Raw genomic sequence first — 23,858 nt, forward strand, 5'->3', positions numbered from 1 at the left:
TTATTATTTGCATTGTATTACTTAATAATAGACAAACATCACTTATGATGGCCTGTGCATGCTTAATCACCGAACAAGCTAACTCAGATGTTTTTAGATGAAGGCCAGCTAAAGCCTTGGAGACGTGAATGATCGACAATTTAAACAGCATATTAATGCCGCTCAGTGCAAATAGTAAATTGTCTGGTTCGAGTGAACAAGCGGCAATTTTTGCCGCTTTAGATAACCCGTCACTTGAATCTGGGCGTCTGGGGGATGTAATGAACAATACTCCAACTAAAATAAAATTTAATCAAATGCTACAGCATAAGCTGACATCGCTTACGAGCGAGCCTGGCAATGATTCAATGAAAACGAAAAATAATGATGTGGTCGATGAACAAGATATTGCCAACATTGTTAACGAAATATACGAGCAACTAAAGCAACTAAAATCAAATACGGTAAAGCAAGCTGCAGAAGATCCACAAGGCGATAATTTTTCTTTGGCCGAACTTGCGAAACAATTGCGCGCCATGGTTACTAACGAATCGTCACTTGGTAATGACCGTGAACTTGAACGTGATGTTGAAGGTGATGTTGAACGTGATGTTGAACGTGATGTTGAAGGTAATGTTGAACGTGATGTTGAAGGTAATGTTGAGCGTGATGTTGAACGTGATGTTGAACGTGAAGTTGAAGTTGAAAGCGGAGCTGATGTTGCTAATAGCAATAAAGAAAATTGGCAACGTATCCTAGCTGAAGTTGATGAACAGGCTATGGCTGTCATTTCAACAAGCTTAGACGACCTGTTGGCTCAAGACAGCAGTGAGCAGACGGTTAATCAGAGCGACTCATCACAGCAAGCGCGTTTTGTTGAGCCTGACAAAAACCAACAATTGGCCAATAAGCTCGCCCAAGCGACGCCAACTCAGCTCGAACAGTTAGCAAAACTGAGCGGAATAAGTGTCGAGCAACTAAACAAACTCGCCCTTAAAGAGCAGGTTCGAACGGTAATCACAGAGCTTAATTCATCAGCTGTGATAGCTCAGGAAGAATCAATCGATAGCTTACCGATTGGCCAATTAATAACTAAGTTAGAACAGATGATTAAACCACTGGCTAACAATCAACAAATAACAGCTGAGCTTGGGCGAATAAAACAAGCCATCGAAGCACAAGTTATGCCAGAGCAAACGATGGTCGAACAAGAGTTGGCCGAACAAGATTTGGCCGCGGCAACGAGTGACATTGAGCAAGCTATTCAGCAGCGCGTTAATCAGCCAATTAGCGAGTTAATTAATCAAGTCGCTCAGTCAGACTTATCGAAGTCAGATTTATTGAACGATAAGCCCGGTGACTCTAAGGAAATTATCCAGCAGATTAAATCATTGGTAGACAAATTACCGCTTACTACTCAACAACAACTCAAAGCGGCACTCAATGATAGTACGGTCAATGCTAGTGCGATTAATGATAGTACGGTACATGATAGTGAGACCAATGTTACGTCGGTGTCCAAGTCAGAACAAGCAACGGCGAACGCCCAAAGTGCTGAACTAGCAGGGCGTGATCTGGCCTCAATCAGTGCCGCTGTCACTATTGCCCTTGAAGAAAGTCGTTCACGCAGTGCATTAAGAGAACAAACCAATACCAGCAGTAGCGCTGCCGCGTTATCGAATATGTCAGCGGCGGCAATGGTTACCAATCAAGTGAACTTAGACGCCAAGAAACAAGGACTCGATCAACAAGAACTTAATCAACAAGACAATCACGATAACGTTGAATTCGACGAGCAACCCCCAGAGTTTACACTGCCTCAAGAAGACGAATTAGCCGTAAAACCTCAGGGCAATGAAAGTATTGAGCGTTTATTAAAACAATTTGAAGCACGACCCGCAACGAGTTCGAATGTTGCTGCTAGTGCCGCTGAGCTTGCGAGCACCGCAGCTCAAGAATTAGATTCGGAGAAAACACAGGCGTTGGCGCAGAAAGAGCCGACAACGGCTCAAAAGTTAGCGGCTGAACACCTGGTGACTAAATTACCATTAGGCCAAGATGCGCAAGCAGCGCGGGTACTTAAAGAACAATTGAGTATGATGGTGAAAGGGGATGTGCAGCAAGCAATCATCCAGTTAGATCCAGAAGAGCTTGGCGGTATGTCAATCAGACTGCAACTGCAAAATGATCAAATGAGCGTGCAATTTCAAGTACAAAATGCCCAAGCTAAAGAAATGCTCGAAAATGCAATGAGCAAGCTCAAAGAAATGTTAGAAGAACAGGGCATTGCCTTAACCGACAGTGATGTTGAACATAAAGACAGCTCTGAACAACAAGAGCAACAAACAAACCAACAGCGAGCAACTGGCCAAGAACACGAGTTTGAAAGCGATCAAGACGTTGTCGTATTAACCTTGAACAAACAATCGGCTGATGGCATTGATTATTATGCTTAAATAGATAAGCTCGTATGAACAGTTGATATTTTATGTTACTTTTGAGCCTTTATATTTAACGTTGGCAATTTTACGCTGATAATATCAAAGCATATTATTTAAATGGTTGTCACTTCGTTAGAAATTTTATATTACTGAGCTGATTGCCAATGAGGCAAGGCTTAGCTAAAGGAATAATGTTATGGCTGATGATGCAGTTGAGAATGAAGAAAGTAGCGGCGGTGGTAAGAAAAAACTCATTATTATTATTATCGTTGCCTTGATTGTTTTAGGTGGCGGCGGTGCGGCAGCTTTCTTTATGCTTGGTGGTGAAGAAGAGCCAACTATTGATGGTCAAGAACTGGTTGAAGGCGAAGAAGTAGCCCAAGAGGAAGAAGAGCCAGAAGAAGCTGAAATTGGCGATGCTTTTTACGTTGGCATGCCGCGACCATTTGTGTTTAACGTCTCAGGTTACGGGCGCGATCGATTAGTACAAATAAAAGTTCAGTTGTTAGTACGAGGTGCTGATAACGATACTGCTGCACGTAAGCATATTCCGCTGATTGAAGATGTGATGTTAACCATTTTTAGTAGCTCAAATGCCGAAAAACTCGCGACCAGCACTGGTAAAGATGAGTTACGAATCAATGCTCAAGAAGCTGTCCAAAAAGCGCTTGAACCCGTGGTTGGAAACCCCGTGGTTGATAAAGTGCTTTTTGTCGGTTTTGTAATGCAGTAGGAATCAGTTGTGAATGATCTGCTAAGCCAAGATGAAATCGATGCGCTACTGCATGGCGTTGATGATGTAGATGACGATGATACTGGTGATGGCGGTGATGAGAATGCCGCCGAGTATGATTTTTCGTCGCAAGACCGAATTGTTCGTGGGCGCATGCCGACCCTTGAAATGGTTAATGAACGCTTTGCGCGCCACTTAAGGATCAGTTTATTTAATTTGATGCGTCGGACAACGGAAGTATCGATTAACGGTGTGCAAATGCTCAAGTTTGGTGAATATATTCACACGCTATTTGTACCAACGAGCCTTAACATGGTGCGTTTTAGACCCCTTAAAGGCACGGCGTTAATTACGCTAGAGGCACGTTTAGTGTTTATTCTAGTAGACAATTTCTTTGGTGGTGATGGCCGTTATCCGGCAAAAATCGAAGGCCGAGAATTTACCCCGACCGAACGTCGTATTATTCAATTGTTATTGAAAATAGTGTTTGAAGACTACATGGAAGCGTGGGCGCCGGTAATGGATGTTGAGTTTGAATTTTTAGACTCAGAAGTTAACCCCTCAATGGCAAATATTGTCAGCCCAACTGAAGTTATTGTCGTGTGTTCGTTCCATATTGAACTCGATGGTGGTGGCGGGGACTTCCATATTGCCTTACCTTATTCAATGTTGGAGCCGATTCGAGAATTGCTTGATGCCGGTGTTCAAAGTGATAAAGAAGATACCGATCAGCGTTGGAGCGCCGCGTTAAAAGATGAAATTATGGATGTCGAAGTTGAACTAGACGCCTCGTTGGGTGAAGCTGAGTTAACGTTACGCCAAATTATGGAAATGCGAGTGGGTGATATTATTCCATTTGAGATGCCTGATGATGTGTTAGTCCGGGTCGAAGATTTACCGTCATTTCGTGGCAAGCTTGGTCAAGTAAATGATAATATTGGAATAAAAGTTACCTCAGTGATCCCGCGTCCGGAAAGCCAAAAGTCTGAATTTCAGTTATTACAGCGTAAAATTAAGCCGGCGAATTAAGCAGGCAAAGTGAGTTAACTTATGAGTGATATGGATGATTGGGCTGATGCCCTAGCAGAACAAGAAGAATCGGAAGCACAGGCAAGCAAGGTTGAGCTTGAAAATCTAGAAGATGAGTCCACCGGAGGTTTAGCATCCTCTGGTGATGAAAAACTCGATGCGATACTCGATATTCCTGTGACAATATCGATGGAAGTGGGGCGAGCCAACATTACGATCCGTAATTTGCTGCAACTAAATCAGGGCTCGGTGATTGAGCTAGATCGCGTTGCCGGTGAATCCTTAGATGTTTTGGTCAATGGGACTTTAATAGCCCATGGCGAAGTAGTTGTAGTTAACGATAAATTTGGTATTAGATTAACCGATGTTATTAGTCAAACAGAACGTATTAAAAAGTTACGTTAATCCTGTGATTATGATGGCGGCCGTAATGGCCGCCCCGGTCAACGCGAGCACTGGGCCCACGGCACCTGATTATCTCAACATGCTGCTATCATTGTTGCTGGTTATAGGGCTTATTTTTACGTTAGCGATGTTAGCCAAACGTTTCAATATTGGGATGACGGGTCAAGGTGCGATTAAGCAAGTTGCAACATTGTCGGTTGGCGCTAAAGAACGATTAATTATCGTTGAAGTAGGCGACCAGCAATACTTAATTGGCGTGACCAGTCAACAAGTTCAATTAATAGAAAAGCTGCCCCACAAAGTCGAGGCGGCCTCGGTGATGGGCGATGGTATTGCATCAGCACGTATTGATAGCTTATTTAATCGGATAAAAAAAGGAAATTCATGATTAGGCTGTTTTTGATATTGCTCGCGTGCTTGATTGTACCAACGGGACTGGTCCATGCCGCTGGTATACCTGCTGTTACGGTATTGCCAGGTCCTGACGGTGGGCAAGAGTACACCATAACATTGCAAGTCTTAGCGCTGATGACCGCGCTGAGTTTTATTCCTGCGATCTTAATTATGATGACTTCATTCACCCGGATTGTGATCGTACTCTCTATTTTACGCCAAGCGATGGGGTTGCAACAGGCACCATCGAATCAGATTATCATTGGTTTATCACTGTTTATGACGTTATTTATCATGACGCCAGTGCTTGAACGAATTAATGAAAATGCGCTTCAACCCTATTTAAATGAAGAAATCACGACCATGGCTGCTTTTGAACAGGCGCAAATACCGATCCGTGAGTTTATGCTGGCGCAGACTAGAGATAAGGACATTGCAACTTTCCTTGAAATTTCTGGTCGCCAAGATATCGAAAGTGCCGAACAAACCCCAATGACTATTTTAATTCCGGCATTTATCACCAGTGAATTAAAAACCGCATTTCAAATTGGTTTTATGTTATTCATTCCTTTTTTAGTGCTTGATTTGGTGGTTGCTAGTGTCTTGATGGCAATGGGCATGATGATGTTATCGCCGATGATCGTTTCATTACCCTTTAAACTGATGTTATTTGTGTTAGTCGATGGCTGGGCTTTAGTGATGGGTACCTTAGCCACTAGCTTTGGTTTAGGAGCCTGACTTGGCGTTGGCCATTGTTCTAAACCACTGCGCGTTTAACTAAAGAAGGTCTGGTATGTCTCCTGAAGTCTTTGTTGGTATTTTTAGAGAAGCTTTATTTGTTGTGATGATTATTGTGGCTGCTATTGTGGTGCCCAGCCTACTGGTTGGTTTAATTGTCGCGGTATTTCAGGCCGCAACCTCAATTAACGAGCAAACATTGAGCTTTTTACCACGTTTGATGATGACACTAATGACGCTGATTATTGGCGCGCATTGGTTTACTCAAACCTTAATGGATTTTATGATTGGACTAATCAATGAAATCCCGCGGGTTATTGGTTAACCAATGGAACTTTATCAACATACCATGATGGCATGGCTGGCCAGTTATATTTGGCCGTATTGCCGGATCGCCGGCATGTTCATGGTGATGGTGGGCATTGGCAGTCGTAATATGCCGATGCAAATCAGACTGGTTTATTCGGTCGCGGTGACCATTGCGGTAGTGCCTGCCTTGGGCCCAATGCCCGAGGTGCAATTGTTTTCGTTAGGCAGCTTTATTATTGTTGCTCAGCAGATATTGATTGGCATTGCTTTGGGTTTTGTCTCATTACTGGTGATGCAGTCGTTCGTATTAACGGGCCAAATCATTGGGATGCAAACCAGTTTAGGTTTTGCCTCGATGGTTGATCCTGCTTCTGGGCAACAAGTACCGGTGGTTGGTCAATTTTTTCTTATCTTAGCAACCTTGATTTTTTTTACCGTAGACGGCCATTTGGCGATGATAAAGATGGTGATATTAAGTTTTGAAACCATGCCTATCGGATTTAATGGTCTATCAAGAGTTAGTTTAGAAAAGCTAGCACTGTGGGGCAGCTGGATGTTTACAGCCTCGTTAGCGATGTCAATGTCGGCGATTGTCGCTTTACTGTTAATTAATTTTTCCTTTGGTATTTTAACCCGTGCTGCTCCTCAACTAAATATCTTTGCGATCGGTTTTCCGGTCACCATGCTGGCCGGTTTAACGGTATTATGGTTAACACTTGAGTCGGTAATGGCCCATTTTGATACTCAGTGGGTTAGGGCCTTGGGATTAATGTGTGAACTGATTGCAACTAAATGCGAGTTTTAAATGGCTGAAGAAACTGGGCAGGAAAAAACAGAACAAGCGACGCCCAAGCGATTAGCTGACTCGCGAAAAAAAGGCCAAGTTCCACGCTCTAAAGATCTAGCGACAGCGGCGGTACTGATAGCGTCGGCCGTTGGTATGTATATTTTTGGCACTGCAATCGCCAAATCGTTATTTGATGTCATGCATCAATTGCTCAGTCTTAAACGCGAGCAGGCCTTCGATACTTCTCAATTTGGTTTAATGTGGGCGCAAGTAATGCGGACCATCGCTTGGCCATTAATGGGGTTTATATGCACGGTATTTGTCGCAGCTTTTATCGGTAGTGTCGCGTTAGGAGGCATTACGTTTAGTGTCGACGCCGCCAGCCCAAAATTGTCTAAAATGAGTATACCCAAAGGATTAAAGCGCATGTTTGGGGTTCAAGCTTTAGTCGAACTCACTAAAGCTATCGCCAAATTTGGGGTTATCGCAACGCTAGCCTGGGCCTTACTAAGCCATTATTTCCCGTTAATTTTGAAACTGAGCCAAACCGCTTTTCCATTGAATGTACTGGGGGCTTTGGATATTTTGTTGTGGATGTTTATTTTACTGTGCTGCTCGTTATTGCTGATTGCACTGGTTGATGCCCCGTATCAAATTTGGAAACACAATAACGAATTAAAAATGACACTGCAGGAAGTTAAAGACGAATATAAAAACACCGAAGGTAAACCAGAAGTAAAAGGCCGTCAGCGCCAAATTCAACGTGAAATATCGCAGCGGCGAATGCTGCAGGATATCCCGACCGCAGATGTGATTGTGACTAACCCTACCCATTTTTCAGTTGCACTTAAGTACGACCAAAATGGTAACAGGGCGCCGACAGTGGTCGCTAAAGGTGCTGATCATATGGCGTTTAAAATTCGAGATATTGCACGCGAACACAACATTACTATTGTGGCTACTCCTGCATTAGCGCGGGCAATTTATCATACCACTGAGATCGAAGAACAAATTCCCGACGGTTTGTTTGGAGCGGTCGCCCAAATACTGGCTTACGTTTACCAACTTGAGCAATTTAAAAAACGCCGCGGCGGCAGGCCAACGTCCTTACCCCGAGAATTTGATATTCCTGACGATTTAAAGCATTAATACGACCGAGATTTTGTCAAAGTATGGGCTTAATACCAGTCCCATTAATTAAGTGACCGTCTGTGCTTGATAAACCCCATTAATCCTTCGTTGTTTTCATTCCTAATTACTCGCTATTACGCCGGAAGTTGCTCCTCGATAATTGCTCCTACATTATTCTAATTACGCGCGTCCATGCGCTTATGGATGCCCTAATGTCGACATCAGAGTCGAAATAAATCGAGCACTTTGTCTAAATTAATTTTCTCCACGCACGACAAGGCCATAAATATAATGTAATTGGCTTACCAGTTGTTACAGCTTGTTATCACAATGGTGACCTGACATTTTAATGACACAACTCAGTTTGTAATAATAATTGATAGTTCGTTGTTATTTGTGAGGTTATTCTAGCTATTTTAAGGTAAAATATTGGTCCGATATTTGCTTAATGATGGTACTAAGATTTAAGCAATATAACTTTCTCATAACAGGTGCTGTCAGGTATAATTTTTTGATGGATATTAAAGCCAAATTCGCACAAATATTTGCAGACAATATAGCTGTCATTAAAGGCATCGGTACTCCGCTGTTCGTGTTAGCGGCACTTGGCATGGTTATTTTACCGATGCCAACATTTTTACTTGATGTGTTGTTTGCCTTTAATATCTCATTATCTTTGGTGGTGCTATTAGTTGCAATTTATGCACTGCGCCCGCTTGATTTTGCTTCTTTTCCCAGTGTACTGCTTATTGCGACGTTATTACGATTGGCATTGAATGTCGCGTCGACCCGGTTGGTTTTGCTCGAAGGCCATGAAGGGGGAGATGCCGCAGGAAAGGTTATTGAAGCCTTTGGTTCTGTGGTTATTGGCGGAAATTATGCAGTTGGTTTAGTGGTTTTTTTGATTCTGGTAATTATTAATTTTGCGGTAGTAACAAAAGGTGCAGGTCGAATAGCAGAGGTCAGCGCGCGCTTTACCCTCGACGCGATGCCAGGCAAACAAATGGCGATAGATGCCGATTTAAATGCCGGTATTATTGATCAAGAACAAGCACGTGACCGTCGTAGTGAAGTAACTCGCGAAGCTGATTTTTATGGCTCGATGGACGGCGCCTCTAAATTTGTAAAAGGCGACGCGATAGCGGGCATGCTTATTTTGGTGATCAATATCGTTGGCGGTTTTGTGATTGGCATGGTCCAGCATGGATTAACACTTAATGAAGCGATTGAAATCTATACTCTATTAACCATTGGTGATGGTTTGGTCGCACAAATACCTTCTTTATTATTGTCAATCGCTGCAGCGTTAATGGTAACCCGCCAAAATGAAGCAAAATCAATGGGCACCATTGTTTTTAATCAAATGCTCAAAGATCCTAAGGCATTGATAGTTGCAGGAGGGGTGTTATTTACCATGGGCGTTGTGCCTGGAATGCCTCATTTTGCCTTTTTGTCGATGGCCAGCCTTAGTCTGGGTATTGGTTATTTGATCCATAAAAAAGGCAATGCAGTCACTGATGTAACAGCTGTTAGTGCTGCAGGTGCTGATGGTGCAGGGGCAAAACGAGCGGCTGAACCGGTCAAAGAACTTAGCTGGGATGATGTTAGCCAAGTTGATGTTATTGGACTTGAAGTGGGTTATCGATTGATCCCGTTGGTCGACATCAGTCAAAGTGGCGAATTACTGTCGCGGATAAAAGGGGTGCGAAAAAAACTATCGCAGGAATTTGGTTTCCTAGTGCCAGCCGTTCATATCCGAGATAATTTAGATTTAAATGCTAATACTTACCGTATTTCATTGATGGGCGTAACAATTGGTGAAGCTGAAATTCGCCATGATAATGAGCTAGCAATTAACCCAGGTCAAGTGTTTGGGACTATTGAAGGGGCTAAAACGACTGATCCTGCCTTTGGTTTAGAAGCCGTGTGGATTAAGCCAGAGCAACGAGAACATGCACAAACGCTGGGGTATACCGTGGTGGATGCCGCAACGGTCGTTGCTACTCACATGAGTCAACTGTTAACGAATAACGCAGCCCAATTATTAGGCCATGAAGAAGTTCAGAATTTATTGGATATTTTACAACGTCAGTATCCAAAGCTCGTTGAAGGTTTGATCCCCGATACACTGTCATTAGGCGTTGTGGTTAAGGTGTTACAAAATTTATTACATGAAGGGGTTCCGATCCGGGATTTACGAACTATAGTACAGACCTTGGTAGAGTATGGGGTTCGTAGTCAAGAACCTGACGTATTAACAGCGGCAATACGTATCGCATTGAAACGATTAATAGTACAAGAAATCAATGGTGTAGGTGATGAGTTATCTGTGATAACCTTAGCACCAGATCTGGAACAGATGTTGCATCAATCTATGCAAACCTCCGGTGGCGATGCTGCTGGCATGGAGCCTGGACTGGCGGAACGCTTGCAAAGCTCACTCGTACAGGCGACAGAACAATTAGAGCTTGAAGGTATGCCTGCAATCCTGTTAACTTCAGGAGTATTACGTGCAACGCTTTCAAGGTTTGTAAAAAATACTATCCCTGGTTTAAGTGTGTTGTCTTATCAGGAAATACCCGATGACAAACAAATAAAAATTGTTAGTTCGGTCGGGCAATAGTTTGAGGTATTACAGTGAAAATTAAACGCTTTTTTGCAAAAGACATTCGTTCAGCATTGGATGAAATTAAGGTCGCGTTAGGTCCTGACGCCATCATTATGTCTAATAAAAAAGTGGATGGCGGGGTTGAAATAGTGGCTGCCGTTGATGACGATAATATTGCTGCGATCCCTAAAAGTACCGTTCATGGGGCTAATAAGGCGCCTGGGAAGTCAGATTTAAATCCCTTTGCTAACATTGCTAAAAATCAGCCAGTGGGTGTTAAGGCTGCTCCGGCCGCTAATTTAAGTGCTAATGCAACTAGTAATACAAGTGCAATGGCGAAGCCTGGTACGCGTGAAGTTATCGATGATCAAGTTTCTTTATCAGGGTTTCAAGAGCGGTTAGTTAAGCAACAAATACAGGTTCAAGCAGAGCAATTTCTTGCGAAGGATCGCACACCTATCGCTAATCCTAATTTAAGTAACCGCCAGTCAGGTAAATACGAGTCGGTGATGACCCCGCTTGAGCGGCGCCAACCTGATAGCCACAGCCCATTACCAGAGTGGGCTAAAACGGGCACGATGGCGCCGCAGGTACCGAACAATCAAGTCAATACCACTGGATTTAATCATCAGGGACAAAGTCAGTTTAGTGCGACTCAAGCGAGTTCACTTGGTGTTGATGGCAATAATCAGGCGATTGATCAGTTGCGCCAAGAAATGGCATCAATGCGCCAGTTATTACAACATCAGGTTAATGGGCTGGTAAGCCAAGATGTTGCGCGGCGTGATCCTACTCGCTCAATATTGTCGACCCAGTTAGTGGATGCTGGTTTTGATGTCGCTATTGCCGAACAATTGGTGCTTGATATTCCCCCTAATAGCGCGCTCGAAACCGCTAAGCAAGCAATTGCTAATTCTATCTTTAAACGTTTATTGAGCACTAATAATGACGTGATAGAGCAAGGTGGGGTCGTGGCATTACTTGGGCCTACAGGTGTTGGGAAAACCACGACGATTGCTAAATTAGCCGCACGTTATGCAATGGCTTATGGTAGTGAGCAAGTGGCATTAATTACCACTGACAGTTATCGTATTGGTGCTTTCGAGCAACTTAATACCTACGGGAAAATTTTGGGTTGTCCGGTCAAAGTGGCTAAAGATGCACAACAATTAGCTGATGCGCTGTACCAGTTACGCAATAAGCGATTGGTGCTTATCGATACTGCTGGCATGGGACAGCGTGATTTACGACTGAGTGAGCAATTATCTACCTTAGTTAATAGCAGTCATGTTAATATTCGTAGTTATTTAGTCTTGCCGGCAACTGCACAACGTAAAGTTCTGCAAGAAGCAATAGAACAATTTAGAAAAATCCCGATAGCCGGGTGTATCATAACTAAAATGGACGAAGCATTAGGGGCCGGTGAGGTAATAAGTGTTGCTATTGGCAATTCCTTACCGATAGGATATGTTACTAATGGTCAGCGCGTTCCTGAGGATATCGGTGTAGTTGATATCAATGCATTAGTTAACGGCGTTATAGAACAGCTAGGCAACGATGGCAAACAACAAAACTTTGCGTCGTCGCCAGCACAATTTGTTAGTTTTAACAGGTAGGCAAATACGTGGATCAAGCAAGCGGTTTAAGAAAAATGAATCAGTCAAAAATGATTAAAGTTATCGCAATTACAGGCGGAAAAGGTGGCGTTGGTAAAACCAATGTTTCACTTAACATGGCAGTAGCTCTTGCTGAGCAAGGTAAAAAAGTCATGGTATTAGATGCCGATCTTGGTTTAGCGAATGTTGATGTGATGCTAGGTTTACGTGCCGAAAGAAATTTATCGCATGTATTATCGGGCGAGTGTGAACTCGATGACGTCATTATTCACGGCCCTAAAGGTATTTTTATTATTCCTGCCACTTCAGGTTCGCAGAGTATGGTCGAGCTTTCTCCGGCACAACATGCTGGTTTAATTCGTGCTTTTAGTGAAATGAGAACCGAATTTGATATCTTGATAGTCGATACTGCCGCAGGCATATCCGATATGGTATTGAGCTTTTCACGAGCAGCACAAGACGTTGTCGCGGTAGTTTGTGACGAGCCTGCTTCAATTACAGATGCGTATGCCTTAATTAAGTTGCTTAGTCGTGAGCACGGCGTGTTTAGAATTAAAGTTGTGGCCAATATGGTTCGCAACTTACGCGAAGGACAAGAATTGTTTGCCAAGCTGACACGAGTCACTGATCGCTTTTTAGATGTCGCGTTAGAATTATCAGCGATTATTCCTTTTGATGAAAATGTCCGTCGTTCAGTGCGTAAACAAAAGTTGGTGGTTGAAACATTTCCACAGTCACCGGCAAGTTTGGCCTATAAAAAATTAGCAAGCAAGGTCGATAGCTGGCCGATTCCTAGTCAGCCAGGTGGCCATTTAGAGTTTTTCATTGAGCAGTTAGTGCGCAATAATCAACCACATAGAGATGCCTTTGGTGAATAAAGTGGCAGCGGCTTATCGCAACTCATACCATAATGACGATCAACTCGTTATGAGTCATGCTGGTTTAGTCAAAAAAATTGCCCATCACCTTAAAGGTCGGTTACCAGCAAATGTTCAACTGGATGATTTAATTCAATCAGGCATGATCGGGTTATTGGAAGCGGCTAAAAACTTTAATGCGAACAAAGGGGCTAGTTTCGAAACCTTTGCTGGCATTAGGATCCGGGGCGCTATGCTTGACGATATTCGCCGTGGTGATTGGGTTCCTCGTTCCGTTCATCGTAATAATCGAGCGGTGCTTGCAGCTATCGATAGTTTGGAAAAAGAGCTGGGTCGACCGGCTCAGGATTATGAAATTTCAGAAAAGTTGGGAATAAGTCTAGACGAATATGCTCAAATGCTTAATGATATAGTATCAGGAAAAATAATAGGCATTGAAGACCTAGGTGTTTCTGAAGATGTGATTGTCGCCGATGGTGATCAATCGCATAATGAATCATTTAATGTAATGGCATCAGATCGTTTTCAATCGGCATTAGCGCAAGCTATTAGTGGATTACCTGAAAAGGAAGCGCTTGTGTTATCGTTATATTATGATGAGGAATTAAACCTAAAGGAAATAGGGCAAGTATTAAGTGTAAGTGAGTCGAGGGTTAGTCAAATCCACTCGCAAGCAGTAATCAGATTAAAGCAACGTCTGCGTGAATGGAATTGATTGCATAAGGACAATGCAGTTATAAATTGGAGAATATTTTGGATAAAAAAATGAAAATCTTGGTTGTTGATGATTTTTCAACCATGAGAAGAATTATTAAAAACCTATTACGCGACCTGGGGTTAACAAACACCTTCGAAGCTGATGATGGTCAAACAGCCTTACCTATGCTTAAAGATGGTGATTTCGATTTTGTGGTAACGGATTGGAATATGCCTGGCATGCAGGGTATCGATTTGCTCAAGCATATTCGTGCCGATGACAGTTTGAAGCATTTACCAGTATTGATGGTAACAGCTGAAGCCAAACGTGAACAAATTATTGCAGCAGCTCAGGCTGGTGTTAATGGTTACATTGTTAAACCTTTTACTGCGGGTACTTTAAAAGAGAAACTCGATAAAATATTTCAGCGAATTGAGTCTTAACCAACATATTAATGGATATAAATATGGATGATGAAAAGCTTTCGCACATTTCGTTAGAACAGGCAAATCAGTTAGTTACTTTACTGGGACAGGGAAATGTTACCAGTGCTAACGAATTGTTTGAAGAACTCAGCCGAAATATGCAACAAGAACTTTTTGAAGAAATCGGTAAAGTCACTAGGCAGCTACATGATTCTGTAGTTGACTTTAGTTTAGATGACAGTTTTTCTTCAATGGTCAATTCTTCTTTGCCCGACGCTAAAGAGAGACTGTTATATGTTGTTGATATGACAGCTAAAGCAGCCACTCAAACGATGGATGCTGTTGATGATTGTATCCCGTTAGCCCAAAAACACCGGGAGCAGGTTGTTCAAATTCAACCGTCTTGGGAGCGTTTAAAAAGTTGCAAGATTAAGGTTGGCGAGTTTCGTGAGCTAAGAGAAAAACTTGATCAATACTTTACTGAATCAGTTTCTGATGCCGAAATATTGAATAGCAAACTTAACGAGATTTTATTAGCCCAAGGCTTCCAAGATCTTACTGGTCAAGTATTATATAAAATTTCAGATTTAGTCCAAGATGTTGAAGAAAATCTCATTAATTTGCTAAAAGTATTTGGTCAGCACCAAGATAATACCGTGGTTGAGCGAATTGATAATTGTATAATTGCTGATGGTCCTGTAGTGCCTAGTGCTAAACAACACGATGTGGTCTCAGGGCAGGATGAAGTTGATGATTTACTTTCTAGCCTTGGTTTTTAAAAGGACACTAACCTATGTCGTTTGATGTCGATGAAGATATACTCCAGGACTTCTTAATTGAAGCTGGTGAAATATTAGAATTATTGCAGGAACAGTTGGTTGAATTAGAAAATAACCCGCATGATTCGGAACTACTTAATGCTATATTCCGGGGATTCCATACCATTAAAGGTGGTGCTGGTTTCATGGGGGTGAAAGACCTAGTCGATGTCTGTCATGGCGCCGAGAATATCTTTGATTTATTACGAACGAATCAGCGCAGTGTCTCGGCTGAACTAATGGATGTCATACTAGAAGGTCTTGATAGTATTAATGACATGTTTACCTTAGTTCAGGCGCGAGAGCCTATTTCACCTGCAGAGCCGCAATTACTTGCTGAACTTGCGCGATTAAGCCATCCGGAAGGCAGTGAATCAGCCGCGGCTGCACCTGAACAGAAAGTGGTTTCGCAAGACGTTGCAACGAGTGATGAGGAAATATCTGATGACGAGTTTGAATCATTACTCGATGAACTTCATCAGGCAAAACCTGCAGCAGCTGTTAGTTCAACAAGTGTAAGTTCAAGTTCAGATCAAGAAATATCAGACGAAGAGTTTGAAGCTTTATTAGACGAATTACACGGTAATAAAAAACCAGAACCAGCGATTGTTCCTCCTGCTGGTGACGACATTTCAGACGAAGAATTTGAAGCTTTTCTTGATCAACTTCACGGTGCTAAGCAAGCGCCTAGCTCGGTTAATTCGATTGTTAAAAAAGTAAACGCACCGACAATCGCTGCCAGTGATAATGAAATCACCGACGCTGAATTCGAGGCGATGCTTGATGAAATAGATAGTAAAAAGCAAGCAGCGGCTACAACTAAATCTGTTGTTAAAGCATCATTGCCTAAGCCTGCAGCTCCTGTATCTAAACCTAAACCAGCTGCACCTAAGGCTCCTGCACCTAAAGCCGCAGTTAGTGAGAAAAAATCGGGCGGTGCTTCTGCTCCGCCTAAAGCTGAAACTACCGTTCGTGTTGATACTGCCAGACTTGATGAAATTATGAACATGGTCGGTGAGTTGGTTTTAGTTCGTAATCGTTTGGTTAGCTTAGGTTTAGCCAGTGGCGATGAAGAAATGTCTAAGGCTGTCGCGAATCTGGATATGGTTACTGCTGATCTGCAAGGATCAGTAATGAAGACTCGTATGCAACCAATCAAGAAGGTCTTTGGACGTTTCCCAAGGGTTGTTCGAGACATGGCCCGAAAACTGGAAAAAGAGATCACCTTAACCATGGTTGGTGAGGACACCGATCTGGATAAAAACTTGGTTGAGGCTTTGGCCGATCCCTTGGTTCACTTGGTGCGTAATTCAGTTGATCACGGTATTGAAATGCCTGATGATCGTGAAGCATCAGGCAAAACGCGTAACGGCACCATTATATTGTCAGCCTCGCAAGAAGGCGATCACATTAAATTGTCGATTGTCGATGATGGCGCCGGCATGGATCCTGAGAAACTTAAGTCAATTGCAATTACTCGTGGCGTACTCGACGAGGAATCTGCGGCTAGAATGTCTGATGAAGAAGCCTTTAATTTGATTTTTGCCCCAGGTTTTTCGACCAAAACAGAAATTTCTGATATTTCTGGTCGTGGTGTTGGCATGGATGTAGTGAAAACTAAAATCACCCAACTAAACGGTACGGTTAAGATAACGTCAGAAAGAGGTGTGGGCACCACATTAGATATCACGGTGCCATTGACCTTAGCAATTATGCCAACCTTAATGGTAACCATTGGTAAGCAGCCATTTGCTTTACCTTTGGCGGCAGTTAGCGAAATATTTAATTTAGATTTATCTAAGACTAATATGGTTGACGGTCGACAAACCATCGTCGTGCGCGGCAAAGCTATTCCATTATTTTATCTTGGTCAATGGCTAAATGTCGCAGGTTGTAACGATAAAAGCCAGGGCGGTCATGTCGTGATTGTTCAAATTGGTCCACAGCATGTCGGTTTTGTTGTTGATGGTCTCGTTGGACAAGAAGAAGTGGTCATTAAGCCGCTAGGTGCATTATTACACGGTACACCAGGTATCTCTGGTGCAACCATTACCAGTGATGGCAGTATCGCGCTGATCATTGATATTGGCGGTCTGTTGAATAAATATGCATAACTCGCTTTAGTATTGAGGACTTTACGCCTCAGTGGGTAAAGTTCTCAGCTGTGTGAGGTTATGATACTTCGCAATACTAACAACGTGTGTTATCAATATAATCGGTCGGAGGGTGACCTATTAATGAGTATTAAGGTTTTGATAGTCGATGACTCTCATTTTTTTCGTCGTCGCATTAGTGAAATTATCGAATCGACGGCTGACATGGAGGTAATTGACTTTGCAAAAAATGGTCGTGAAGGCGTCGACAAAGCGCTGAGACTAAAGCCCGATGTTGTGATGATGGATATCGAAATGCCAGTGTTAGACGGTATTTCAGCTGTTCGTGAAATCATGAATAAGCAACCAATGCCAGTATTAATGTTTTCATCAATGACTCATGATGGCGCGAAAGCGACGTTAGATGCGCTTGATGCTGGGGCGGCTGATTTTCTGCCGAAAAAATTTGAAGAAATCGCAGGAACAGGTAAAGTAGCTGCGGAATTAATCACCAATCGTATTCGTGCCATTGTTGGTAAGCGTCTACCACGTAAGCTTGTCCGGCCAATTGTTAGAACTGGGCGAACCGCCGCACCAGATGTTACCACGGCATCAACACTGCGCACTCGTGCAATTAAGCCGACTGTTGAACGTAACGTCGCTAAAAAGAACGAGTTGACCAGTTTTAAAGCCAGTGGCAAACGATATAGTCTGTTGGCTATCGCATCGTCGACCGGTGGTCCGGTAGCATTACAGGAAGTTTTGTTAAAATTACCAGCGAATTTCCCTTATCCTATTATTCTAATCCAGCATATGCCAGCGGCTTTTACAGGAGCTTTTGCCGAGCGTCTTAATCGATTATGTAAAATTTCGGTTAAAGAGGCTCAAGATAGCGATATGTTAAAACCAGGCTTTGCTTATTTGGCGCCCGGCGGCCAGCAAATGTTGCTTGAACGTAGTCGGCGGCTCAAAGTGACACCCGGACCTGATCATTTAAATTATAAACCCAGTGCGGATGTCGCTTTTGCATCTATTGCTAAAAATAACGAAGGTAAAGTATTGACCGTCGTATTAACAGGCATGGGATCAGACGGCTGTGATGGGGCTAGATTACTCGCAGGCAAAGGTGGTTCTGTCTGGGCCCAAGATGAAGCTAGCTGTGTGGTGTATGGTATGCCGCAAGCCGTTGCTAAAGCTGGCTTAACCGATCAAGTTTTCTCTATATCTGATATTGGCGCTGCGATTGTTAAAGAGATGACCAGTGGATAGACTCAGTGTTATTGGCCTGATCCTTGCGCTAGGTACTGTGGTCGGTGGCCACATGTTAGAAGGTGGGGCAATTGCAGCACTTTATAACTTGCCTGCGTTATTAATTGTGGTCTTGGGTACTATAGCTGCCGTTATGATCCAAACGCCTTGGCATCAATTTAAGCGTAGCTTTGCGATGTTAAAATGGATTGTATGGCCGCCGAAACTCGCGATTGGGCAGCGGGTCGAAACAATGACACGTTGGTCGCATATTGCGCGCAGTGATGGTTTTCTGGTCCTTGAAAACGAGCTTGAAGCGGAACAAGATCCAATGATCCGCGAAAGCTTAATGTTGCTTATCGACGGCACAGATCCTGAGCACATTAGACAAACCTTAGAAACGCGTATTTTCTTTAAACGTGACGAATTAGGTCATAGCGCTAAAGTATTTGAGGCAATGGGCGGCTATAGCCCAACATTGGGAATTCTCGGTGCGGTACTTGGATTAATTCAATCGATGCAATACCTTGACCAACCAGAAGCGCTCGGCGGCGGTATTGCTACAGCCTTTGTCGCGACTATTTACGGGGTTGGTTTTGCAAATCTATTATATTTACCCATTCACCATAAACTGCGCAACTTGGTGTTTCAACAAGCACTCTATTATGAAATGGTGCTTGAAGGCGTACTGTTAATTAATCAGGGTGAAAACCCGACAATACTCAAACGCCGTCTTGATGCCTATCAGGTTAACTATGGTACTTAACAGTAAACGACGTAGTTCATTACAAGACAATACCCATACTGAACGTTGGTTAATTTCGTACGCAGATTACATGACGCTGTTATTTGCGGTGTTTGTGGTGTTGTACGCTTTTGCGATTGTTAAAGAAGAAAATTATGCGATCTTATCTCAGTCATTTGGCACCATATTTCACTTAGATGGCCAAAATAAACAGGGTGCACTGGGTAATCAACTCAATAATGTCAGTGATTCGCTGCTAGATTCAAGCGATCAGCTGTTAGAAGTACAATTATTTAACAAAGGTTTGCTTAATGAAGCTGGTACTGAGCCGGTCGAAGGCGATAGTCAGTTAATTAATTTAGACAAAAAGCTCGAAGGTACACCTTTTTCGTCGATGGTTGAAAAGTTACAAACCGATTTGCTCGAAGTGCTTGAAGATGGGTATGCCAAGATAGAACAAGACGATAATTGGTTGACTATCGAATTTAGCGGTGGCTTGTTATTTGGCAGTGCCAGTGCAGCGACCCGTCCTGCGACGATAGATTTGCTGAGAAAGGTCGTTAAGACTATTGCTCCTGCCAATAATTTTGTTCATGTCAGGGGATATACCGATGACCAACCGATCAACAATGAACAATTTAAATCCAATTGGCAGTTGTCTTCTGCCCGAGCCAGCGCAATTGTTGAATTGTTACAGCAATTAGAGGTAGCGCCGCAGCGCTTAGCGATTGAAGCCTATGGTCAGTATAAACCCAAAGTGGCAAATATTGATGAGCAAACCCGCTCAAGCAATCGTCGGGTGGTGATTGCTGTTAGTCGTTATGCCTGGCAGCCGCCAGAAAAAACGATTATTGCTGCTGCAGCGGTCACAGCTGATATTGAAACCGCGGTGATTGCACCTGCAACAGACAATGAAGTAAAAATTATTGAGCTACCCCACGGTGGCTTACGTATCACAACAAGGAATGGGGAATAGCCGGGTGAAAGTCTGGACCGTCGCGAATCAAAAAGGTGGGGTTGGTAAAACAACAACCGCGATAACGCTCGCTGGGCTGATGGCTAAGCGTGGAAAAAAAGTACTGCTAGTCGATATTGATCCGCATTCATCGATGGGTTTTTCATTAGGTTATGACTGTGATGAGTTGCAATATACTTTGTATGATTTGTTTACCTGCCCGGCTAAATTCACCAGCCGTTTCCTTGATAAGGTGATCTTGCAAACTCAAGTCGAAAATCTCGACTTAATTCCGTCATCGATGGCTTTGGCGACAATTGACCGGGAACTTGGACATCAAGAAGGCATGGGGCTCATTTTAAAGCGAATCTTATCTTTTGTTGAAGATAAGTATGATTACGCAATTGTCGACTGCTCCCCAGTGCTGGGGGTATTAATGGTTAATGCACTAGCGGCCAGTAGTCGTGTTTTAGTACCGGTTCAAACTGAATATCTGGCCTTTAAAGGGCTTGAACGAATGATTAAAACCTTATTGATTATGCAGCGCTCGAAAAACAACGATTACAGTTACACGATATTACCGACTATGTACGATCGACGCACTAAAGCGGCGCCTGAGTCGTTAGAGAAAATGCGTCAGGAGTTCGGTGATCGGGTGTGGGACTTAGTGATCCCGGTTGACACCCAATTTCGCGATGCCAGTGAGCATCATTTACCATTACCGCAATTTAAACCGAGAAGTCGTGGTGTGGTTGCTTATGGGCAGTTATTAAATTACTTAATGTCGCTTGATCGTGCCCAACCGAAAACGTTGGTTAGGTAACTGGCATGAATAGACGTTCTACAAAAGTTATTACCGATTTTTTTTCGACCCTGTTAGAAGATAACAAACCGGTTAGAGAATTAGAACAAAAGCCTTTGGCTGAGTTACTCGCTGCGGTCAGTGAAACGGCCCCAGAAATTGTTATTAGCGATGAGCTCGAGCAAGCGTTGCCGCAACCACCGCCGGTAAATCCAGCTAAGACCGATGTAACTGAGCCTGATGTAACTGTGCTGCCTGCCATTGAAGAGACACCTGATGTTACTAAGTCGTTGGTTGTGTCGCCGTTACAGACCAATACCTTGGAATCGGAAATGGCGGAGTCCTTTCCTGTGTTATATTTTAAGGTCGCCGGAGTCACAATGGCGGTGCCATTAATTAAATTACGTGCTATTTATCCATTGCGTGAGGTAACCAAATTAATTGGTAAACCAAGTTGGTTTCATGGTGTTCAGGTCGAACGAGGCGAAAATATCAGTGTTATCGACACTGTAAAGTACATATTCGACGAAAAAGGCCAATCCGAACTAGAACAATCGTTAAATTATAAGTATATTATTGTATTAGGAGACAGTAATTGGGGGCTTTTGTGTGAGGAGCTTATCGACAGCTGTACCTTAAGTTACGAAGATATAAAATGGCGAACTGGTGTTAAAAAAAGTCCATGGTTGGCCGGAACAGTAAAACAACGGATGTGTGGCTTGTTAGCCGTAGATGCATTAGTCCAATTGTTAAGTGATAATAATGGCTAATGTCTCGTATGCAATCAGAGGAACGTTCAAATGAGTATAGAAAAAGATATCGCAGGAACTAAAGTGGATAATGATGAAGTATTACAATGGGTAACGTTTCGTTTAGAAAATGAGACTTACGGTGTTAACGTTATGCAAGTTCAAGAAGTATTACGTTACTCAGATATAGCGCCTGTACCGGGCGCGCCGAGTTATGTGTTAGGCATTATCAATTTGCGCGGTAATGTTGTTACTGTCATCGATACTCGTGCACGTTTTGGCTTAATGCCGGACGAAATAACCGATAATACTCGGGTTGTGATCATTGAGTCTAATAAACAGGTGATTGGTATTTTGGTCGACAGTGTCGCTGAAGTTGTTTATATGAAAGCGTCAGAAATTGAGCCTGCGCCAAATGTTGGTACAGACGATAGCGCTAAATTTATTCGTGGCGTTTGTAATCGTGACAATGAATTACTGATTTTAGTTGATCTGGATAAATTGCTCTGCGATGAAGAATGGGATGAATTGTCATCGTTCTAATCCGAGCTGTAGTTTGATCATGAGTAGTAGTAATGATGATTGATATTGTTGTCAGTTCAAGCGCTTTACTCATGGTGTTGCTTTTTAGTTTTAATTGGTGGAGCCACCGTCGCTTTAAGCGACAAGTGGAGGCACTTAAGTTATTATTTAAAGAGCAACAGCGTCAAATCGCTAATCTAAAAACTGAGCTTCATGAAATTCGATGTGGTTCGCTTGGTGTTGGTTCAAGAGTTCAGGAAGTTGAAGGTAAACTAGCTCAAGCGATTGAACGGCAAGACGAAATTCAGTCTCAGTCTCAATATCACGATCCACAATCTCGTTTGTACAGCCATGCGATGAAACTGGTTGAGCGCGGTGCCGATGTCGATGAAATTGTTCGTGAATGTGAATTGCCACGGGCCGAAGCTGAGTTGTTAGTCTCATTGCACAGCCGCTAGTGCTGATCTAACCCCTTTTTTAGTTTTATAGTCCTCCTACCCACTAAAATATCCCTCGAGCTAACATTAAGTGATTTAAATTGCTTAATTTTGTCATCATTGCCTCTGATTTATTGTCTGTATTGCTTGCTATATCGCAGTGGCGATAATAGACTAGCCCCGCTATATTACTGTGATTGACTATATTGATGAAAGTATCGAATTTTTCTTACGACCTGCCTAATGAACTCATTGCCCGTTACCCGCAAGCTCAGCGCTGTGCGAGCCGCTTATTAACCCTTGATGGTAATAACGGTCAATTGACTGATGGTAAATTTCCTGATTTAGTTGGCCAGCTTAATGCCGGCGATCTAATGATTTTCAATGATACTCGGGTGATCCCTGCGCGCATCTTTGGCAGTAAAGCCACGGGTGGCAAGTTAGAGATCCTGATCGAACGTATTATTGATGAGCACTGTGTTTTAGCGCATGTTCGCGCGAGTAAGTCACCAAAACCAGGCAGCAAAATCATTCTTGATGGTGGCGTAGAGGTAACAATGGTCGCACGCCATGATGCGTTATTCGAATTACAATTTGATGATCCGCGCAGTGTACTTGAGATTTTGGAAGACGTTGGCCACATGCCATTACCTCCTTATATCGACCGCCCTGCTGAAGACAGTGATACAGAACGTTATCAAACGGTCTATAACAAGAATCCTGGTGCGGTCGCTGCCCCGACTGCGGGCTTGCATTTTGACCAAGATTTATTAGACCAATTGACTGCTAAAGGAGTCGAGGTGGCATTTGTCACCCTGCATGTTGGCGCGGGTACTTTCCAGCCAGTCAAAGTTGACTCGGTGTTAGATCATAAAATGCACAAAGAATATATTGAAGTCTCCCCGCAAACTATCGAACAGATCAATGCCGCTAAGGCGCGTGGTGGTCGAGTAGTAGCGGTAGGGACGACTTCAGTTCGCTCGATTGAAAGTGCAGCCCAACAAGCGGCGGCGCAGGGCATGCCATTGGCTCCATTTTACGGTGACAGTGATATTTTCATCTATCCGGGTTACGAATTTAAGGTGATCGATGCGATGGTCACCAACTTTCATTTACCTGAATCAACCTTGATTATGCTTATTAGTGCCTTTGCTGGTTACGATAATGTAATGGCTGCTTATCAGCATGCTATTACGCAGCAATACCGTTTCTTTAGTTACGGCGATGCGATGTTTATTACAAAGCAATCGAATCAATAATTTAATCATTGGGCGGCCTTGATTTTCTGGCTGGTCGCCCTTATCTCAATAGTAGTAAAAG

The 23,858-nt window shown here is 43.1% G+C and carries 24 protein-coding genes; all 24 read left to right on the top strand.

Annotation, left to right across the window (positions count from 1 at the left end; translation table 11 throughout):
- Positions 1–128: 128 nt before the first annotated feature.
- The 24 genes from HRU23_11110 to queA all read left to right on the top strand — a co-directional run bounded on the left by HRU23_11110 (position 129) and on the right by queA (position 23,797).
- Positions 129–2,435, top strand: coding sequence for a flagellar hook-length control protein FliK (locus tag HRU23_11110; GenBank protein ID NRA54682.1), 2,307 nt, complete (start codon positions 129–131; stop codon positions 2,433–2,435).
- Positions 2,436–2,616: 181 nt separating this feature from the next.
- Positions 2,617–3,153, top strand: coding sequence for a flagellar basal body-associated protein FliL (gene fliL / locus HRU23_11115; GenBank protein ID NRA54683.1), 537 nt, complete (start codon positions 2,617–2,619; stop codon positions 3,151–3,153).
- A 9-nt stretch (positions 3,154–3,162) separates the two neighbouring features.
- Positions 3,163–4,182: a flagellar motor switch protein FliM gene (fliM, locus tag HRU23_11120; protein NRA54684.1), complete on the top strand. Its 1,020-nt coding sequence runs from the start codon at positions 3,163–3,165 to the stop codon at positions 4,180–4,182.
- Between the two features lie 21 nt (positions 4,183–4,203).
- Positions 4,204–4,587 carry a flagellar motor switch protein FliN gene (gene fliN, locus HRU23_11125; protein ID NRA54685.1) on the top strand — a complete coding sequence of 128 codons (384 nt, stop codon included), beginning with the start codon at positions 4,204–4,206 and terminating at the stop codon, positions 4,585–4,587.
- Positions 4,547–4,975 carry a flagellar biosynthetic protein FliO gene (fliO, locus tag HRU23_11130; GenBank protein ID NRA54686.1) on the top strand — a complete coding sequence of 143 codons (429 nt, stop codon included), beginning with the start codon at positions 4,547–4,549 and terminating at the stop codon, positions 4,973–4,975. Before fliN ends, fliO begins: the two co-directional genes overlap by 41 nt.
- Positions 4,972–5,718, top strand: a complete 747-nt coding sequence (fliP, locus tag HRU23_11135; GenBank protein NRA54687.1) for a flagellar type III secretion system pore protein FliP — start codon at positions 4,972–4,974, stop codon at positions 5,716–5,718. Before fliO ends, fliP begins: the two co-directional genes overlap by 4 nt.
- 55 nt (positions 5,719–5,773) lie before the next feature.
- Positions 5,774–6,043 (top strand): flagellar biosynthesis protein FliQ, encoded by a 270-nt coding sequence (gene fliQ / locus HRU23_11140; protein NRA54688.1) that lies wholly within the window; start codon positions 5,774–5,776, stop codon positions 6,041–6,043.
- A 3-nt stretch (positions 6,044–6,046) separates the two neighbouring features.
- Positions 6,047–6,832 carry a flagellar type III secretion system protein FliR gene (gene fliR, locus HRU23_11145; GenBank protein ID NRA54689.1) on the top strand — a complete coding sequence of 262 codons (786 nt, stop codon included), beginning with the start codon at positions 6,047–6,049 and terminating at the stop codon, positions 6,830–6,832.
- Positions 6,833–7,963, top strand: coding sequence for a flagellar biosynthesis protein FlhB (flhB, locus tag HRU23_11150; protein NRA54690.1), 1,131 nt, complete (start codon positions 6,833–6,835; stop codon positions 7,961–7,963).
- A 496-nt stretch (positions 7,964–8,459) separates the two neighbouring features.
- Positions 8,460–10,568, top strand: coding sequence for a flagellar biosynthesis protein FlhA (gene flhA / locus HRU23_11155; protein ID NRA54691.1), 2,109 nt, complete (start codon positions 8,460–8,462; stop codon positions 10,566–10,568).
- Between the two features lie 14 nt (positions 10,569–10,582).
- Positions 10,583–12,169: a flagellar biosynthesis protein FlhF gene (gene flhF, locus HRU23_11160; protein ID NRA54692.1), complete on the top strand. Its 1,587-nt coding sequence runs from the start codon at positions 10,583–10,585 to the stop codon at positions 12,167–12,169.
- Between the two features lie 35 nt (positions 12,170–12,204).
- Complete coding sequence (locus HRU23_11165; protein ID NRA54693.1) at positions 12,205–13,047, top strand: MinD/ParA family protein; 843 nt, start codon at positions 12,205–12,207, stop codon at positions 13,045–13,047.
- Complete coding sequence (locus HRU23_11170) at positions 13,040–13,762, top strand: RNA polymerase sigma factor FliA (protein NRA54694.1); 723 nt, start codon at positions 13,040–13,042, stop codon at positions 13,760–13,762. Before HRU23_11165 ends, HRU23_11170 begins: the two co-directional genes overlap by 8 nt.
- Before the next feature lie 26 nt (positions 13,763–13,788).
- On the top strand, positions 13,789–14,187 hold the full coding sequence (gene cheY, locus HRU23_11175) for a chemotaxis protein CheY (GenBank protein NRA54695.1): 399 nt from the start codon (positions 13,789–13,791) through the stop codon (positions 14,185–14,187).
- A 23-nt stretch (positions 14,188–14,210) separates the two neighbouring features.
- Positions 14,211–14,948 carry a protein phosphatase CheZ gene (locus tag HRU23_11180; protein NRA54696.1) on the top strand — a complete coding sequence of 246 codons (738 nt, stop codon included), beginning with the start codon at positions 14,211–14,213 and terminating at the stop codon, positions 14,946–14,948.
- A 14-nt stretch (positions 14,949–14,962) separates the two neighbouring features.
- On the top strand, positions 14,963–17,101 hold the full coding sequence (locus tag HRU23_11185) for a chemotaxis protein CheA (GenBank protein NRA54697.1): 2,139 nt from the start codon (positions 14,963–14,965) through the stop codon (positions 17,099–17,101).
- Between the two features lie 123 nt (positions 17,102–17,224).
- Complete coding sequence (locus HRU23_11190) at positions 17,225–18,349, top strand: chemotaxis response regulator protein-glutamate methylesterase (protein ID NRA54698.1); 1,125 nt, start codon at positions 17,225–17,227, stop codon at positions 18,347–18,349.
- A complete protein-coding gene (locus HRU23_11195; GenBank protein NRA54699.1) occupies positions 18,342–19,094 on the top strand; it encodes a flagellar motor protein in 753 nt (250 codons plus the stop codon). The genes HRU23_11190 and HRU23_11195 overlap by 8 nt, the downstream gene beginning before the upstream one ends.
- Positions 19,084–20,049, top strand: a complete 966-nt coding sequence (locus tag HRU23_11200) for an OmpA family protein (GenBank protein NRA54700.1) — start codon at positions 19,084–19,086, stop codon at positions 20,047–20,049. Before HRU23_11195 ends, HRU23_11200 begins: the two co-directional genes overlap by 11 nt.
- Positions 20,050–20,053: 4 nt before the next feature.
- Complete coding sequence (locus HRU23_11205; protein ID NRA54701.1) at positions 20,054–20,851, top strand: ParA family protein; 798 nt, start codon at positions 20,054–20,056, stop codon at positions 20,849–20,851.
- Positions 20,852–20,856: 5 nt separating this feature from the next.
- Positions 20,857–21,600, top strand: coding sequence for a chemotaxis protein CheW (locus HRU23_11210; protein ID NRA54702.1), 744 nt, complete (start codon positions 20,857–20,859; stop codon positions 21,598–21,600).
- Between the two features lie 30 nt (positions 21,601–21,630).
- On the top strand, positions 21,631–22,122 hold the full coding sequence (locus HRU23_11215; protein NRA54703.1) for a chemotaxis protein CheW: 492 nt from the start codon (positions 21,631–21,633) through the stop codon (positions 22,120–22,122).
- Positions 22,123–22,154: 32 nt separating this feature from the next.
- Positions 22,155–22,559 (top strand): DUF2802 domain-containing protein, encoded by a 405-nt coding sequence (locus HRU23_11220; GenBank protein NRA54704.1) that lies wholly within the window; start codon positions 22,155–22,157, stop codon positions 22,557–22,559.
- Between the two features lie 188 nt (positions 22,560–22,747).
- A complete protein-coding gene (gene queA, locus HRU23_11225) occupies positions 22,748–23,797 on the top strand; it encodes a tRNA preQ1(34) S-adenosylmethionine ribosyltransferase-isomerase QueA (protein ID NRA54705.1) in 1,050 nt (349 codons plus the stop codon).
- Positions 23,798–23,858: the final 61 nt, after the last annotated feature.

Source organism: Gammaproteobacteria bacterium, assembly GCA_013214945.1.
Classification (GTDB): Bacteria; Pseudomonadota; Gammaproteobacteria; order Enterobacterales; family Psychrobiaceae; genus Psychrobium.

Excerpts from the sequence above, each read along its gene's own strand:
- HRU23_11210 (NRA54702.1), top strand. The coding sequence starts at position 20,857 with ATGAATAGACGTTCTACAAAAGTTATTACCGATTTTTTTTCGACCCTG.
- HRU23_11200 (NRA54700.1), top strand. The coding sequence starts at position 19,084 with ATGGTACTTAACAGTAAACGACGTAGTTCATTACAAGACAATACCCAT.
- fliL (NRA54683.1), top strand. The coding sequence starts at position 2,617 with ATGGCTGATGATGCAGTTGAGAATGAAGAAAGTAGCGGCGGTGGTAAG.
- HRU23_11220 (NRA54704.1), top strand. The coding sequence starts at position 22,155 with ATGATGATTGATATTGTTGTCAGTTCAAGCGCTTTACTCATGGTGTTG.
- flhA (NRA54691.1), top strand. The coding sequence starts at position 8,460 with ATGGATATTAAAGCCAAATTCGCACAAATATTTGCAGACAATATAGCT.
- HRU23_11185 (NRA54697.1), top strand. The coding sequence starts at position 14,963 with ATGTCGTTTGATGTCGATGAAGATATACTCCAGGACTTCTTAATTGAA.
- fliN (NRA54685.1), top strand. The coding sequence starts at position 4,204 with ATGAGTGATATGGATGATTGGGCTGATGCCCTAGCAGAACAAGAAGAA.
- HRU23_11190 (NRA54698.1), top strand. The coding sequence starts at position 17,225 with ATGAGTATTAAGGTTTTGATAGTCGATGACTCTCATTTTTTTCGTCGT.
- queA (NRA54705.1), top strand. The coding sequence starts at position 22,748 with ATGAAAGTATCGAATTTTTCTTACGACCTGCCTAATGAACTCATTGCC.
- HRU23_11215 (NRA54703.1), top strand. The coding sequence starts at position 21,631 with ATGAGTATAGAAAAAGATATCGCAGGAACTAAAGTGGATAATGATGAA.
- HRU23_11110 (NRA54682.1), top strand. The coding sequence starts at position 129 with ATGATCGACAATTTAAACAGCATATTAATGCCGCTCAGTGCAAATAGT.
- fliO (NRA54686.1), top strand. The coding sequence starts at position 4,547 with ATGTTATTAGTCAAACAGAACGTATTAAAAAGTTACGTTAATCCTGTG.
- fliR (NRA54689.1), top strand. The coding sequence starts at position 6,047 with ATGGAACTTTATCAACATACCATGATGGCATGGCTGGCCAGTTATATT.
- HRU23_11180 (NRA54696.1), top strand. The coding sequence starts at position 14,211 with ATGGATGATGAAAAGCTTTCGCACATTTCGTTAGAACAGGCAAATCAG.
- fliQ (NRA54688.1), top strand. The coding sequence starts at position 5,774 with ATGTCTCCTGAAGTCTTTGTTGGTATTTTTAGAGAAGCTTTATTTGTT.
- HRU23_11165 (NRA54693.1), top strand. The coding sequence starts at position 12,205 with ATGAATCAGTCAAAAATGATTAAAGTTATCGCAATTACAGGCGGAAAA.
- flhB (NRA54690.1), top strand. The coding sequence starts at position 6,833 with ATGGCTGAAGAAACTGGGCAGGAAAAAACAGAACAAGCGACGCCCAAG.
- fliP (NRA54687.1), top strand. The coding sequence starts at position 4,972 with ATGATTAGGCTGTTTTTGATATTGCTCGCGTGCTTGATTGTACCAACG.